Source organism: Nostoc cycadae WK-1, from assembly GCF_002897135.1.
GTDB lineage: Bacteria > Cyanobacteriota > Cyanobacteriia > Cyanobacteriales > Nostocaceae > Nostoc_B.
In genome coordinates this window covers 137,235-152,438 of the sequence record NZ_DF978433.1, presented here as the reverse complement: position 1 = coordinate 152,438, position 15,204 = coordinate 137,235, and the positions used below count along the sequence as shown (strand labels likewise).

The window sequence follows — 15,204 nt, the reverse complement described above, 5'->3', positions numbered from 1 at the left end:
TGCAAAAGAGACTTAACGGGAAAAGTCAGTTGTATAAACAAATTGAAGCTTTAGCTGTCAAAGAAAATATTTCTATTGAACAACTGGTAGCTATTTCCTTATCAGCACAGTTTTCCGCATGGATGACTAAAGACTATTTAGAAGAAAAAGCTAAACGTGGTAGTTGGGAGAGATTTTAGCAAGTTTTGAGTAAATTTCCTGACGTAGAACCAGAAGAATAGGATAAACAACTGATGGACAGTTAGCTTGCAGCCACACCAAAATTCTTTCTAGAGCTTGTGTAAGTAGTGACATAATATATAGCATCAATTCGCTCCCAATCAGTTTGGAAGGATCGTGCTTCCATCACTCAATAACACAGTGAAAAATTTGCTGAACAGTGAGATTTAAATCTAAGAATGTTGGCGACTCTATACGGTCATCGCCTCTAAACTGTTTACCACGATATTCTCCCTCATCACTTAAAGAGTAAATTGTGATTGTTGGCTGTTTGGGGTCGCCTATCAATTCCTTACTACCCAAAGCTGCATAATCCACAATCCAATATTCTGGGATACCCATTTCTTCATAGTCAGCAAACTTTTTATGATAATCATCTCTCCAATTAGTGCTGACTACTTCAATTACTAATGGGATTGAATCTGGGTAACTCAGGACTGATTGTTTCTCCCACAATGGTTCATTGCTCAAGTTAGAAAAATTCATTAATAAAACATCTAGATAGTACCCTGATGTTTTATTTTCTGGCTTCACTGTAGCAGTTTTAGGTATACCGTAATTAAGTCTCAGACGAAGACACTCATACCCTAAAATCATTGTTAAAAATGCCACTATTTGCTCATGTTGCCCTGGTGGTGGCGGCATTTGAATAATATCTCCATCGTGTAATTCATAACGAATATTCTCTGGTTGCGTTGCCAAAAAATCTAAAAATTCATCAAATGTAAATATTTTTTGGAGAGATTGTGTCATGATTTTTACGTTGGTTTAGGGATGAACTTTTTTAAGCTCCCCAACTCAGATGTACAGGTTGCTGTAATAAAACTTCCTTATACAATTCTTCTAGCTGTGTAATATTTTTCGTGAGGGTATAGCGTTCTAAAACACGATTTCTCGCTTTTTGTCCTAGTAGAGTTGTTAACTCTGGATGATCTTGACACAGTGGTAAAAGGGTTTTTAATTGCGATCGCACTGTTTTCGTACTTAATACTATACCAGCCCCTTTTTCCAATACTTCTCCGTCTGCACCTACATCTGTCGCTATACAAGCTAGTCCACTAGACATTGCTTCTAATAAAGAAAGGGACAGTCCTTCTACTAAAGAAGGCAAAATAAATACATCTGCACCCCTTAATATATTGATACGTCGTTCTTCTTCAGCCACAAACCCTAACCAAAAGATGCCGTATTCTGCACCATAAAATTGCTCTAAAGAAGGTCTTAAAGGGCCATCTCCGACAACTAATAACTTACTTTCTGACCTCATATCTGACTGCTTCCAAGCCCGCAGTAAAGCTTCAACATTTTTTTCTGGGGCTATCCTTCCTTGGTAGACAAATAAGCGTTCAGCTTTAAATTCCGTTTTAATGGTGGAATATCCTGGAGAATATTTAACTGTATCTACACCATTGGGAATGACGGCGATATTTTCTTCCCGTACACCCATACGTGCAAGTAGTTCTCGCTGAATTTGCGAAAATACAATCACGCGATGATAGTTATCTAAAAAAGGTGCATACAACTGATAGGCTATCAGTTGGGTTCCTGATATGAGTTTTGCACCTTTCCCGGCAAATGGTGTGTGGAAAGTGGCAATTAAAGGCAAATTAAGTTGTTCGCAAATTTCTGGTAAAACAAAGTCAAGCGGCGATAAAGTTAAGGAAGCATGAACGATATCCGGCTTGATTTCTCTTAAAGATTCTGTTAAAACTTTTGTCGCTTTTAGCGCCGGAATTGTATAAACCTGAGATTTATAAATGAAGGGTAAAGATACTTCTTGGAATTTTGGCCAGTTGTCTGGTTCAGGTTCTTCTTGGGCAAAGTGAAGAAAACTAACTTCATGTCCCCTGTCTAGCAAAGCATTCGTTATCTCTCGACTGTAGGTGACATTGCCACAAAAGGGTGATTTTTTTCCAATCCAGGCTATACGCATTCTTTAAAGTTAGTTATAAGAAAGCTAGTTTTATTTATTAGTTTTGCGCCTTGGCTGTATTTGACTTGAGCCTGATTTTACTTGATAATGCTGAACTCAAAAATACCGATATAAGCTATTGTTCAAACTGCCTATCAGCTAATGAAAACAATAGATTTTCGGTTTGATTTATTTTAATGAATAAGTTGCTAATTTTTAACTTGGAATACAACTTAGTTCGGTGTAATCTCAGGTTTATTCCCAGCGAGTTAGGCACTAAATTATTGCTGAGTTCAGTTTACCATGAAATCAAAGTCAATAATAAATTCTTGCTTTTGTCAAGTGATGCAGAAATTTGTTTATGAATACTGACGGGAGTTATACCAGGTTAAGATACCACCAAAAAAGACGATCGCAGCTAATCCCAAAAAAACAGCTTTCAATCCGACAAAAGTTTCTGCTACACCCGCTAGTGCTAAAGGTAAGGTCAAAGCAATATTAATTACATTATTTTGCAGTCCAAAAACTTTACCACGCATTTCTGGGGGAGTTTCTGTTTGAATCGCCGTTTGCATCGGAATTCCCACTAATGACCCAAAAATTCCCAATATCGCGATAAATAATAAGACTAGCCATAATTGCGTAGTAAATAAGGCCAAACCAATTAAAGATGCTGCCATTCCTAAACAACCATACAAACCCAGTTGAGAATAGGAGAAGCGTTGCCCAAACTGTCCAAGAATTGTCGCTCCAGCAGCAATTCCCACGCCACCTGCTGCTAGTAAAAAGCCAAATTGTGAGGCTTTCAAGTTAGGAATTACTTCTGCCATCCGCACTGCTAAAACAGTTAAAGCGGCAAAGACAGAAAACAAAATAATCAGTCTTACTAACGCGTTACGAACGTGATGATTATCTTTGAGGTAAGCAAAACCATCCTTTAAATCTGAGAAAACGTGAGGAAATTCGGTATCGGGTGCATGGGGTTTTTCTTTTGTGGCTAACAACATTAAAATTATGCCAGCGATCGCATAACTGCCACCTACTAAAATTTCTTTACCCAAACCATTGTTACCACCAAACTGCGCCCATATACTATCTGCGATCGCTAAAATGGGTTCCCCTATAGCAAATCCAATAATCACCGATGCCATCATCGTTGTTGTGTAAAGGGAATTAGCCGACAGTAAATGCTGTTCTTCCACTACTAAGGGAATTGCTGCTTGTTCTGCTGGGGCAAAAAACTGTGTCAGTGTAGAAACTAAAAAAGTCACGCCCAAAATAATTGCAAAACCTACTGGCAAAACTCCGATGGGTTGCCAATCATGAGTTAACCACAACAAAAAAGGAATTGCTAAAACTAAAAGACCACGCCAAATATTTGTTGCTACCAAAACCGCTTTCTTCGACCAACGGTCTACAAATACCCCAGCTACAGAACCAAACAATACGGCTGGGATTGTAAATGCCATCATTAAAGTTGATACCCAAGCACTAATGCTTTGACTGCCTGCTTGAAAGTGAGTATTAATTAAAGCAATCATCAATACTAAATACACTTTATCAGCCAGTTGGCAAAATACTTGGCCACCCCAAAGTGCTAGGAAATTAGGGTTTTTTAACACAGGGAAGAATCCCTGTTGTACATTCTCTGATTTCGCTTCTCCACCAGAGCCATTCCAAGCTGCTTTTTCTGGTGCAGTGTCTACTGGCAAACTATGCTCTTTGTTGCTAGGGGCAACATTGATTAATTTTTCGGATGTCCGCTGTTGACCATTGCTCGAAATATCTGGTTTGGAAATTTCGTGATTGTAAATTTGACTATTTGTAGATGAAGGAACCGATTTCAAATGATTAGTCACAGCAGGAGTTGTTGGCCTACTCTGCTTTTTCGTATGGCTTGGTGATAAAGGTAGGATTTTTCTATCCAAATCAGATGGTTGCATCATGGTTGGCAGCAAAATAAGAATCGATCAGGGTTGCGGAGCGAATAGAGTGACCTAAATGATACTGAGCATACTGGCGTAAAATCTGCTCAATAGATAACCAGCCATTATCTCTAATTCCATCAATTTGCATTATCTCTGGTTGTGGCAGTTGTTGGAGCAGAGCGAATTCTCTGGCGCTCAGTCGATAAGAAATCACTGGGATTTCTTGTCGATGAACAACAGTCTCGTAGCTAGGGATAGAAGAATTTACTGATGGTGAAAACTCGGAATACTCTTTATTTTCCCATTTTTCTATCTCCCGTTTTCGGCGTAAACTTTCCCACGCCTCCAAACAAATCACACCACCAGTAGGAACACTAAATCCCACTTGCCAGTTGGGATTGGCAAAGTCTGGCTTTAGGGAGCCTTGAGTTAAACAACATACTTGGATTTGAGGAGTTAGTCCCGCTAAGACTAAAAGTTGAAATACTCCAAGAGCCAGGGATGCGTAAATAGCTGATGTTTCGGCTTTCGGTAGAATTTCTAACTGGTGAAGGTGTTCATTGAGTAACTCATAAAGTTCCTCTTGAGGTTGTTCACTTAAAGCCTGACACAAGGCTATTTCTGCTAAATACTGACCTGCGGCTAATTTCCCTAAGTCTTTAGCTAAACCGGGATATGTTTTTAACGTCTGTGCTTGAGTAATTTTATCGAGCGATCGCCCTTTAGCAATCAGTAGTTCATTGACCACAAACATTCCACTCCGACCACCAAGGCTAGAGTTGTGTTTGCGTGCGCCTGGCGCAACGGCTCGAATCAAACCGAACTCTCGTGTCAAAATTGTCACTATTCTGTCTGACTCTCCTAGCACCTGAGTTTTTAGATTAATACCAGTTGCTTTATAAGTTTTACTCATGAATCATTAGCCATCAGTCATTAGTCATGAGCCATTTGTTGTTAGTCATTAGTTGAGGAGGACACCACTTGCTACAAGCCGAGGAACCCGTCTAATCCAGTGGCTCATAAATGACAAAAAACAAATGACTATTCCCCTTTCTCCAGATTATCTCGCTGGCGGATCAAATCGATACCACGAGATGTCCCTAATCTTGTAGCACCTCCTAGAATTAAGTCTAGGGCTTGCTCGTGTGTCCGAATACCCCCAGAAGCTTTAATTCCTATTCTTTCTCGGACTACTTCTTTCAAAAACCCCACATCTGCTACTGTGGCACTACCATTCCAACCTGTACTTGTTTTGAGGAATGCTGCACCTGCATCCATACATATTTCTGCCGCTAGTCTTTTTTCGGCATCTGTCAGCAGGCTGGTTTCCAAAATCGCCTTGACTGTTTGCCCAGTTTCTTCACAAATCTCGGCAATTTCTTGGTGAACTTCCTTGGTTTTTCCCACCTTCAACCAACCTAAGTTAAGCACAACATCTAACTCAGTAGCTCCATTTTCCACCGCTTCTTGAGCTTCATACAGCTTAACGGCTGAAGTTGTTGCTCCATGAGGAAAGCCAATCACCGTACAAACTTTTGGCGTTTTCCCTTTGAGAAGTTCTGCTGCTTGCTTAACATAGGTGGGGTAAATGCAAACCGCCGCAAAGTTAAATCTATATGCTTGTTCACACCATTGCTCAACCTGCTCTGGAGTAGCCGTTGGCGTTAACAGGGCGTGATCGATAAATGGCGCAATATCAATATCTGGATAGTCTGCTGCCATTGAGCTTTTGCCTATGAATGATTATTAAGCTTTATAAAAAATTAAGACATTTATTATATATTAAACCACATTGACTACGAATTGATCCCCAAGCTAGGCTAATTATCTAGCTCAATAAGTAAAGTGATTTCAAGTTTATTTAATTATTGTAACTAATTCATTAACCTTGAGGCAGTTTACTATTGAGGTAAATCAAAAGTTTTGTCTGAGTTAATTCCAAAAAAATCAAGCATAGTTTTAGCTAATGCTTTGGATACCAAGTACGGTACACCATTGCCAATTGATTTAAACATATTAGTCAGAGACATCTGCTCAGGAAATACAAAATTTTCTGGTAAAGATTGTATAGCTAAAGCTTCTGCTACAGATATTCTTCTTGCTTTATAAGGATGTAAATGTACTTCATTATTGCCATAGCAAGCCGTCGGAGAGTAACGCCATCTGTGCAGACGTTTGAAAGATTTTTTAGAATCATCTCCTTCATTCACAGTTATAAATTTCTGAATGCCGGCTTTTGGTTGAAAATAATGTTCAGCGTTAGGATGATGCAGAACATTATTTTTTCTAAACCAGAATTCAACTGTTAATTCTTGAATAATGTTATCAGGACAAGGCAATATAGAATTTTCTTGAAATAATTGCGATCGCGGCCAATAATCGGCCAAAACTTTTGCTTGAGAATAGATAATTTGTTTTTGCCAATCAAAAATATTTTGATAATGTTTTATCTCGATTTTCTTAATACAATGATTGTGAAATCCTACAAGAATAATTCTGGCTCTATCTTGTGGTACTCCATATTCAATGGCATTAATCAAGCGTTCAGTTAAAAAATAACCGGCTTGCTCTAACCGTCTTTTTAATGATTCAAAAAATATCCGATGTTTTTTTGTTTTCCATAAACCCTTAACATTTTCAAATAAAAAGAAATCAGGCAGATTTTGACAAATAATTTGAATATAAATAGAAGAAAGCTTACCATTATTCCCCAAATATCCTTTATTCTTACCCCCAATAGAAAAATCTGGGCAAGGTGGCCCACCAATAAAACCTACAATCTGATGAGACTTGCGACAATCATGGACTAGTTCTAATAAACGTTGTGCTTGTACTCCTTCAACAAGCTGACTTACGTCTCCTGCTTCTCCATGATGATATCCATATTCTGGCAGGGGTAATTTGAGTAATTCTCTGGAATAACGATATGATGCCATGAAAGGGGAAAAAATTTCATTGACATAAACAATATTAAAGCCGTGAGCTTCAAAGCCTAAATCCAGGAAACCTGCACCAGCAAAAAATGATAAAATGGCAGGGCGATCGCTAGTCATGATCTATTTTAATTAGTACACATTAAATTTATCGCATTGGTATTTCAATTACAAACTCAGTTCCTTGATTTAATTCAGAATTACAAATTAAATTTCCTTGATGTTTGTCAACTACAATCTGATAACTAATGGATAAACCTAAACCAGTACCGCTTCCTACAGCTTTAGTGGTAAAAAATGGGTCAAATATTTTTTGACGAATATCTTCTGGTATTCCATTCCCATTATCAGTAATTTTAATTTTAATAGTCTGATATTCTGTTAATTCTGTACAAATCATAATTTGAGGATGATCATGATTTTGCTTACTTTGATTATTTGCGAAACTACCTCTTAAAGCATCAATAGCATTACTCAGAATATTCATAAATACTTGATTCAATTGACCTGCATAACAAGTTACTTGTGGTAAAACTGAATATTCTTTAATTAATTGTATTTCGGGTAAGTTGCTTTTTTCTTTTAATTGATTTTGCAAAATCATCAAAGTATTTTCGATACCTTCATGAATATCAACAGGTTTCATTTCTGCTTCATCTAAGCGAGAAAAATTACGCAAGCCTAAAATAATATCACGAATGCGCGAACTTCCCATTTTCATAGAATCGATAGTTTTTGGTAAATCCTCTACTAAAAAATCAAAATCTATTTCCTCAAATTTTTCAGTAACAATTGGTGTTGGATGAGGATATTCTTGTTGATATATATCTACTAATTCAAGTAAATCAGCAACATAGTCACTGGTATGAATAATATTGCCATGAATGAAATTAATTGGATTATTAATTTCATGGGCAATGCCTGCTACCATTTGACCTAAAGAAGACATTTTTTCACTTTGAATTAATTGTGCCTGAGTTCTTTGTAGCTCTTGTAATGCTTGTTGTAAGCTATAGTTTTTATCTTTAAGTTCGTTTGTTCTTTCTGCAACTTTATCTTCCAAATTATGGTTATATTCTTCTAATTGCTGCTTAGTTTGGTTTAAATTGTCATAAAGTTTAGCATTTTCAAGAGAGATTGTAGCCTGGCTAGTTAAAAGTTTGAGAACTTCTAAGCGATTATTTGTAAATGCACCAGTAGCCAAATTATTTTCTAAATAAAGTATCCCCAGCAATTGATTTTGATTAATCATAGGAATACACAACAGACTCTTAGGTTGTTCACGGAGAATATATGGGTCTGTTGCTAAAAATGCTTGAGTTATAGCATCATCAATCACTAATATTTCTCGACTACGTTTAACATAGTTGATTACAGAGATTGGAACATCATTGCAAAACTCTAAAGAAATTAAAGGAAATTCTGTATGAATAAATTCTAAATTAGTAAGAGAACTGATAGCACTAACAGTAAAGCCTGAGTTATCAGCTTCATTCAAAACTAAAACACATTTAGAAGCACCTGCATTCTCCATTACAACTGTCATCAAAGTTGACAACAAATCTTTAAGATTAATCTCTCCTGACAAAGCTTGCGAAGCTTTAATGACAGATGCCAAATCTAGCATATCTGAAATACTAGTGTGAGAACTAACAACAGTTTCATTACTGCTGAGAGAAGTTTGTATATTGTGAGTTAGAGATGTATGTAAATCTACTTCGCTATGTTGGTTGAGATATTGGCTGAGTTTTTCTTCTTGGATAATGCCAACAAGTAAATAAGGATAGCGTTTCTGCAAATATTGAGCTTTAGTTAATGCTCCCCAGCGCACATAAGCATAATAAGCATCAATCAAGTAAGGTTTAGCAATCTTTTCTTTACCCCAAACCAAATAAAAATTAGCAGCCAACTCATTCGCTAAAGCTTCTTCATGGATAAATTCATTTTCCTTTGATAGAGAAATAGCGAGATCATAGAAATCTATTGCTTCAAGATACTGGTTTAAAACTCGACATCTCTCAGCTTCTACTAAATAAAATTTATTTAAATAATTTGTTGGAGCATTGAGCGACCATTTCCGCATTTTTTCTTGACTAGCTGAAACCTTAGTCAATATTTGGGTTTGTTTAGATAGCTCAACATCATGATATATAGCCAACCAAGCTAGAGAATCATAAAAGAAAAATTGAGGCAATGCAAATTGACCTATTCCCCCACTTAAATACTGTTTCGCATTTACAGCATGATCAATTGCTTGAGTATATTCTCCTAGTAAATAACATAAATGCAGCTTACATAAATATAAATAGAAAAGAGCATTGATATCATTAGCCTGTACATGAAGAGAAATTAATTTTTCTTCATTGTAAGCATCACCAATTAAATAGCAAGGATTTTGAACATTATCTTTTAAATTTAAAATAGTTTGTCGATAAATTTCAATCCAGTAAAATACCCTATCTTGTTTGATTTGCTTGGAGGCATAACTGTAGTTTGCTATTTCCTTTTCTAGAGAAATTAGTGTTTTACCACTAAAGTAGGAAATATAGCAAGATGCCTTTAAAGAATATGCCGCAAATTCTAAATCTCCTACTTCTAAACCAGCAGAGTAAGCTTCTAAAAGAGGCTTTAAAGATTCACGAACAGGATCTTGCCAGTGTCTGACATGGGCAGAAAATGTCTGAATAACTTTAGCTTTTATTTCTTTGTTATTTAATTTAGATAATAATTTTGTAGCTAATTCCCCAAATTTATAGCCAGATTCAATATCTTCTATTACACCACATAATATGAGTCCGTAACAAACATACGCATAGGTAGAGAAAGAAGAGTTCCCATATTCAATAGATAAATTTATCTGTTTCAAAACCATTAAGGGAAAAAGTTCAGGAATTACAGTGTAGGCTAATGCAATAATACTAGATAAAATACGCATTATTGACAGTGCTTCTGCATCCTCCATATTTGGCAGATTTATTAAACTATCGATACTTCGATTAATAAAATATGTGGCTGTTTCATTGATTGCTTGTTCAATATCTGACGTGCTAGGTTCTTCTGGAAATTCAACTCTATATAACTTCAGAAAATCTAGTCCAGCTTTAACACCTTCCCATGCTTTGTTTTGCGCTCCGTATGCCTGAATAGTAATGTCAATTACTTTTACTTTATCTAGTATGGTTTTAGCATTTAACAAAACTATTTGAACAAGTTTCTCTGTTTGTTCAAAATCACCATTTAAATATGCCGCCTCTGCTGCTGTTTCGCAGAGAGCTAAAGTCAGTTCATATTGATTAGCCCAACTATTTTCTGGGAGTAGTTTAATTCCTGTATCTAAATATTTAAATGCTGCTGAGTAAGCTGTTGAAGCTAAAGCTTTACGTCCAGCAGTGAGATTCATTATGGCTAGTTCATCACGCTGGGTCTGATTGGTAATAAACTCTACTGCTATATTAAATTGATTAACCAGTTCAAAAATCTTTTCTTCTCTTTCTTCGATTGGGATGTTGTTTAATAGAAGCAAGCCAATTTTTAGATGAATTAATTGCTTTTGTTCCTTGGCAATTAAAGAATAAGCTGCTTGTTGTACACGGTCATGAACAAATTTATATTTAGGAAGTTGGTAATCATTAATTGTTGATTTATTTATAGTAGAATGGTTAATTATCTCTAATTTATGACAATCATCATTCGCTAAAAAAATATATCCATCATTTTGAGGTATTATTAGACCATCGATTAATGATGGCCATAAATCTGATGCAGTATCTATAACAGATTTTTCAAAGACAATTGCGAGAGTTTTTAAATCAAATTCATGACCAATACAAGCAGCAAGCTGTAGAATATTCTGAGTAGTTTGTGGTAATTTCTCTATTTGGATTGCCATAAACTCTACGACATCATCTGTAAATGTTATATTTTTAATTTTTCCTAGATCATATTGCCAATATCCAAGTTCAAAATTTAAACTTATAAGTCCATCATCATATAATCCTTTAAGAAACTGCGTAGCAAAAAATGGGTTTCCTTGAGTTTTAGTAAACACCATTTGTGTTAAAGGTATAGATAAGGCTTCAGAACAACGAAGCGTATCAGCAATCAAATAGTTTAAACTAGATTGATTTAATGGTAGAAGTTGAATCTGATTAAGTGTAGTTCCCGATTCACTAATTTCATTTAATGCCAAAACTAAAGGATGTATATTAGAAACTTCATTATCTCTATATGCACCAATTAGTAAGATATTACCTTGGTTTTCATCTATATCATGTGTTTCACTAACAATATCTGAAGAGTTATTTGCACTCATTAATAATTGAATAAATTTTAAAGAAGCATTATCTGCCCATTGTAAATCATCGAGAAATATGACTAGAGGATGGTCTTTTGTTGTGAAAATTTGAATAAATCTTTGAAATAATAAGTTGAAACGATTTTGGGCTGCACTGCCATATAGCTCTACAATCTGTGGTTGTTTACCAATAATTCTTTCTAATTCAGGAATCACATCAATGATTATCTGACTTTGTGTTCCTAGTGCTGACAAAATTTTATCTTTCCATTCTTGAATATGGGCATCATTTTCTGCCGATAATTGCCCAATTAAATTTCGTAATGCTTGGATTAAAGCTGATAATGGTATATCACGTTGAAACTGATCAAATTTACCTTTAATAAAATAACTACGTTGCCGAACAATTGGTTTATGGATTTCATTAATTACCGCAGTTTTACCAATACCAGACGACCCTGTGACTAAAATTATTGCTGTTTGATTACTAGCTACATGGTCAAAAGTACTCAGTAAAGTTTCGATTTCACGTTGTCGTCCATACAGTTTTTCTGGAATAACAAATTGACTAGATATATCCTTGAGTGCTAATGTAAAAGGCAAAATTTTTCCAGTTTCTAGCCATTGATTTTGACAGATTTCTAAGTCATGTCTGAGTCCATGAGCGCTCTGATAGCGATCTTCGGCATTTTTAGCGATTAATTTACTAATAATCTCAGAGAGAATTGATGGAATATTGGCATTAACAGTATTTGCTTTTGGTGGCTCTTTGGCAATATGAGAATAAACTAGCTCCATCGGTTCAGAACTGATGAATGGTAAATTTCCAGTCAGGAGTTCGAAAAAAGTTATACCTAAAGAATAAAAATCACTACGATAGTCAATACCTCGATTCATCCGTCCCGTTTGTTCGGGAGAAATATAAGCTAAAGTACCTTCTAAAATATTAGGGTTAGTAAGTGATTGAATTTCTTTTGGTAAAAGTGTAGAGATACTGAAATCAATTAGTTTGATTTCTCCAGTGATTGGGTGAATTAAAATATTAGCAGGTTTAATATCTTTATGAATAATCCGATGGCGATGGAGTAGTTCTAAAGTTTTTGTGACTTTAATAGCAATATCAAAAAATTCGTTTAATGAAAGAAAAATCTCACCGATTGCATATTTTGTTGAACGCCATTCTTTGAGAGATATACCACCAAAATCTTCCATGATCAAAACATAGCCGTTACGGTAGTTTTCGAGGCTATAGTGTTTGACTATTCCAGGAATTTCTAGATTTTGAGTAATAGTGTATTGATTACGAAATTGAGCAATTTCTGTAAATGTCGGATATTCATTCCGCATCAGTTTGAGAATAACAGCTTTTTGATCTTGTTCTCTAACACCACGATAAACTATGGTTTTGCTACCAGAGTATATTTGCTCAGTAATTTGATAGCCAACTATAGGATATATCGTGTCTGATACTGTTAACATCTCAGCTTGTGCCTAAGTTTAATTACTATTATTTCAGTATTCCCATAAATCAATTCTTAATCTCATAGGGAAAGCAAAATTGTTCTTTAAATTAATTATAAAAATTTTGGGTTATGCAATTAACACATAAACTATTAATAAAAACTAAAAAATATGTATTATTTAATAATATTTTTAATACCAATTTAATATAAGACTATACCAGATAAATCATGTAGAGACTTTGTATACAACGTCTCTACAACAACTGATAAATTGCATCTTTATTAAGGGTATAAGTTAAAATAAAACCAGCATTAAATAAATTTTTATCTTCAAAAATATAATTTAGTAGAGATAATGTATGGTAATACCTCTACTAAATTAAGAATCCCAAGCATTCGCTACTAGTAATGTTATTACTTTCAAGAAATTTACGCATTGCTAGTACTTATTCTAGTTTTTAACTAGAAAAGACTGCTCTTTTAACCCAAATTGAATGAGAATTTTGACAACAAACTATTAAATGTAACAGAGATAAAATTCAGTTTGAATTTTACTTAATTTTCTGTTTAATAAAGGTTACGACCTGAGCTAACTGCTTTTTCAAACCATCTATTTCAGCTTGCATTTGAACTATTTTCTCATTCAGCGCTTGAATTTCTGCTAAAGAAGCTGTTTCAACATTAGGTGTTGTTTGTAAAGGAGAGTTGTTAACATTAACCGTAGCTATTGTGTCATGATCAGCGATCGAACTTGTACTAGCTACACCTGTATTAACACCATTTTTAGCCGCAACGGCTCCCACTAAAGCTGGTTCTTGACGCGGTAGCTTGGCCTTAGCCATAGCTGATTTAATTGCATCAATCAATTGCTTTTTATCAAATGGTTTCCCTAGAAAATCAAAGTATTCAAATGGTTCCGGGATTTTTTCGGTAACTTCTTCCTTACGACCAGACATGATCACTAAAGGAATCTTTCTTAAATCAGGATGGGCTTGAATTTGTTGAAAAACTTCCCAACCACTCATTTTTGGTAGTAGGAAATCTAACATGATCAAGCTGAGTTTTTCTTGACGAATAAAATTGAGACCTTCCACCCCGTCTTTAGCTTCTAATACCTCGAAATTACCCGGAGGTAACATTTCTCGTACTTTTACCCTGACAACGGTAGTGTCATCGATAACTAAAATTTTGTTGCTGGCCACGACTGATTTCTCTAACAGAAACTTTAAGTTTAATCACGGCTATGCCGCTTGACCTTGAGAGTCATCCCACTATATCTAAATTTTTTATGGATTGGGGGATAGTATATTTCGGTATAAATAGCTTTGTTAACAGTATTTTCTAAAATTTGCTCCCGTACATGGAGTAGTTTATGTCGTGGTGATATTTAAACCTGGAAATTTGTTTTATTGATAAAACTGAGGCAGTGAGACGAAAAATCCAGGGGTGTGAGATTATCGGTGAGGAAAACCCGGAAACATCAGCCTGAATGTAGAAAAACCTACCTCAGCTTATCTTGGAATTTACTTAGGATTTATGACTTCGTTACAACCAGGCCAATTTAAGTCAGAAATTATAGCCATGCCTAGCTGGTTACGTCGCCCTATTGGCAAAGCCAGCGAAATTTCCACCGTTCAACATATTATTAAGCAGCGCCAAATTCATACCATCTGTGAAGAAGGACGTTGCCCTAATCGGGGAGAGTGCTATGCCCAAAAAACGGCTAGTTTCTTACTAATGGGGTCAACTTGCACCCGTGCTTGTGCTTTTTGTCAAGTTGATAAAGGCCATGCACCAATGCCGCTGGACTCAGAAGAACCACAAAAGGTAGCAGAGGCAGTGCAGCTTCTGGGATTGCGTTATGTAGTTCTGACTTCTGTGGCACGAGATGACTTGCCAGACCAAGGTGCTGGACACTTTGTCAAAACAATGGCAACTATCAGGCAGTTAAACCCAGAAACCCAGATTGAAGTATTAACACCTGATTTTTGGGGTGGCGCAGGTGCAACAGAGGTATTACAAAGTCAACGAATTGCCATAATTGTCGCAGCTAAACCCGCTTGTTTTAATCACAATATTGAGACAGTACAAAGGTTAACAGGCCCAGTGCGTCGGGGGGCAAAATACGATCGCTCACTACGAGTCTTGGCTATAGTTAAAGAAATTGACCCGACTATTCCCACCAAATCTGGTTTAATGCTGGGACATGGAGAGACAATAGAAGAAGTCATCCAAGCAATGGCAGATTTAAGAACTGTAGGATGCGATCGCTTAACTATTGGTCAGTATATGCGTCCTTCTTTAGATCATCTGCCAGTACAAAGATACTGGACTCCAGAGGAATTTGAGCAGATGGGCAGCCTAGCATGGAAAATGGGATTCAGCCATGTTCGTTCCGGGCCGCTGGTTCGCAGTTCCTATCATGCAGGAGAAGATACTTAACTCAGCACGGACT

General features: G+C 36.0%; 9 protein-coding genes. 1 reads left to right on the top strand and 8 read right to left on the bottom strand.

The window, feature by feature from the left end:
* Nucleotides 1-345: 345 nt before the first annotated feature.
* The 8 genes from NCWK1_RS19440 to NCWK1_RS19405 form a co-directional block, all read right to left on the bottom strand.
* Entirely contained in the window at nucleotides 346-972 is a 627-nt protein-coding gene (locus NCWK1_RS19440) for a Uma2 family endonuclease (RefSeq protein WP_103125857.1), read from the bottom strand.
* A gap of 31 nt (nucleotides 973-1,003) precedes the next feature.
* Nucleotides 1,004-2,152 carry a glycosyltransferase family 4 protein gene (locus tag NCWK1_RS19435; RefSeq protein WP_103125856.1) on the bottom strand — a complete coding sequence of 383 codons (1,149 nt, stop codon included), beginning with the start codon at nucleotides 2,150-2,152 and terminating at the stop codon, nucleotides 1,004-1,006.
* 338 nt (nucleotides 2,153-2,490) lie between these two features.
* Entirely contained in the window at nucleotides 2,491-4,074 is a 1,584-nt protein-coding gene (locus tag NCWK1_RS19430; RefSeq protein WP_096584482.1) for an MFS transporter, read from the bottom strand.
* On the bottom strand, nucleotides 4,061-4,972 hold the full coding sequence (recO, locus tag NCWK1_RS19425; RefSeq protein ID WP_096584480.1) for a DNA repair protein RecO: 912 nt from the start codon (nucleotides 4,970-4,972) through the stop codon (nucleotides 4,061-4,063). The genes NCWK1_RS19430 and recO overlap by 14 nt, the downstream gene beginning before the upstream one ends.
* A gap of 128 nt (nucleotides 4,973-5,100) precedes the next feature.
* Nucleotides 5,101-5,781, bottom strand: coding sequence for a deoxyribose-phosphate aldolase (gene deoC, locus NCWK1_RS19420; RefSeq protein WP_096584478.1), 681 nt, complete (start codon nucleotides 5,779-5,781; stop codon nucleotides 5,101-5,103).
* Nucleotides 5,782-5,960: 179 nt separating this feature from the next.
* Nucleotides 5,961-7,112 carry a DNA cytosine methyltransferase gene (locus NCWK1_RS19415; protein ID WP_103125855.1) on the bottom strand — a complete coding sequence of 384 codons (1,152 nt, stop codon included), beginning with the start codon at nucleotides 7,110-7,112 and terminating at the stop codon, nucleotides 5,961-5,963.
* A gap of 28 nt (nucleotides 7,113-7,140) precedes the next feature.
* Complete coding sequence (locus NCWK1_RS19410; RefSeq protein WP_103125854.1) at nucleotides 7,141-12,765, bottom strand: trifunctional serine/threonine-protein kinase/ATP-binding protein/sensor histidine kinase; 5,625 nt, start codon at nucleotides 12,763-12,765, stop codon at nucleotides 7,141-7,143.
* A 535-nt stretch (nucleotides 12,766-13,300) separates the two neighbouring features.
* Nucleotides 13,301-13,951: a response regulator gene (locus NCWK1_RS19405; protein ID WP_103125853.1), complete on the bottom strand. Its 651-nt coding sequence runs from the start codon at nucleotides 13,949-13,951 to the stop codon at nucleotides 13,301-13,303.
* Nucleotides 13,952-14,285: 334 nt separating this feature from the next.
* Here NCWK1_RS19405 and lipA point away from each other — a divergent pair, with 334 nt between their 5' ends.
* Nucleotides 14,286-15,191: a lipoyl synthase gene (gene lipA, locus NCWK1_RS19400; RefSeq protein WP_096584470.1), complete on the top strand. Its 906-nt coding sequence runs from the start codon at nucleotides 14,286-14,288 to the stop codon at nucleotides 15,189-15,191.
* Nucleotides 15,192-15,204: the final 13 nt, after the last annotated feature.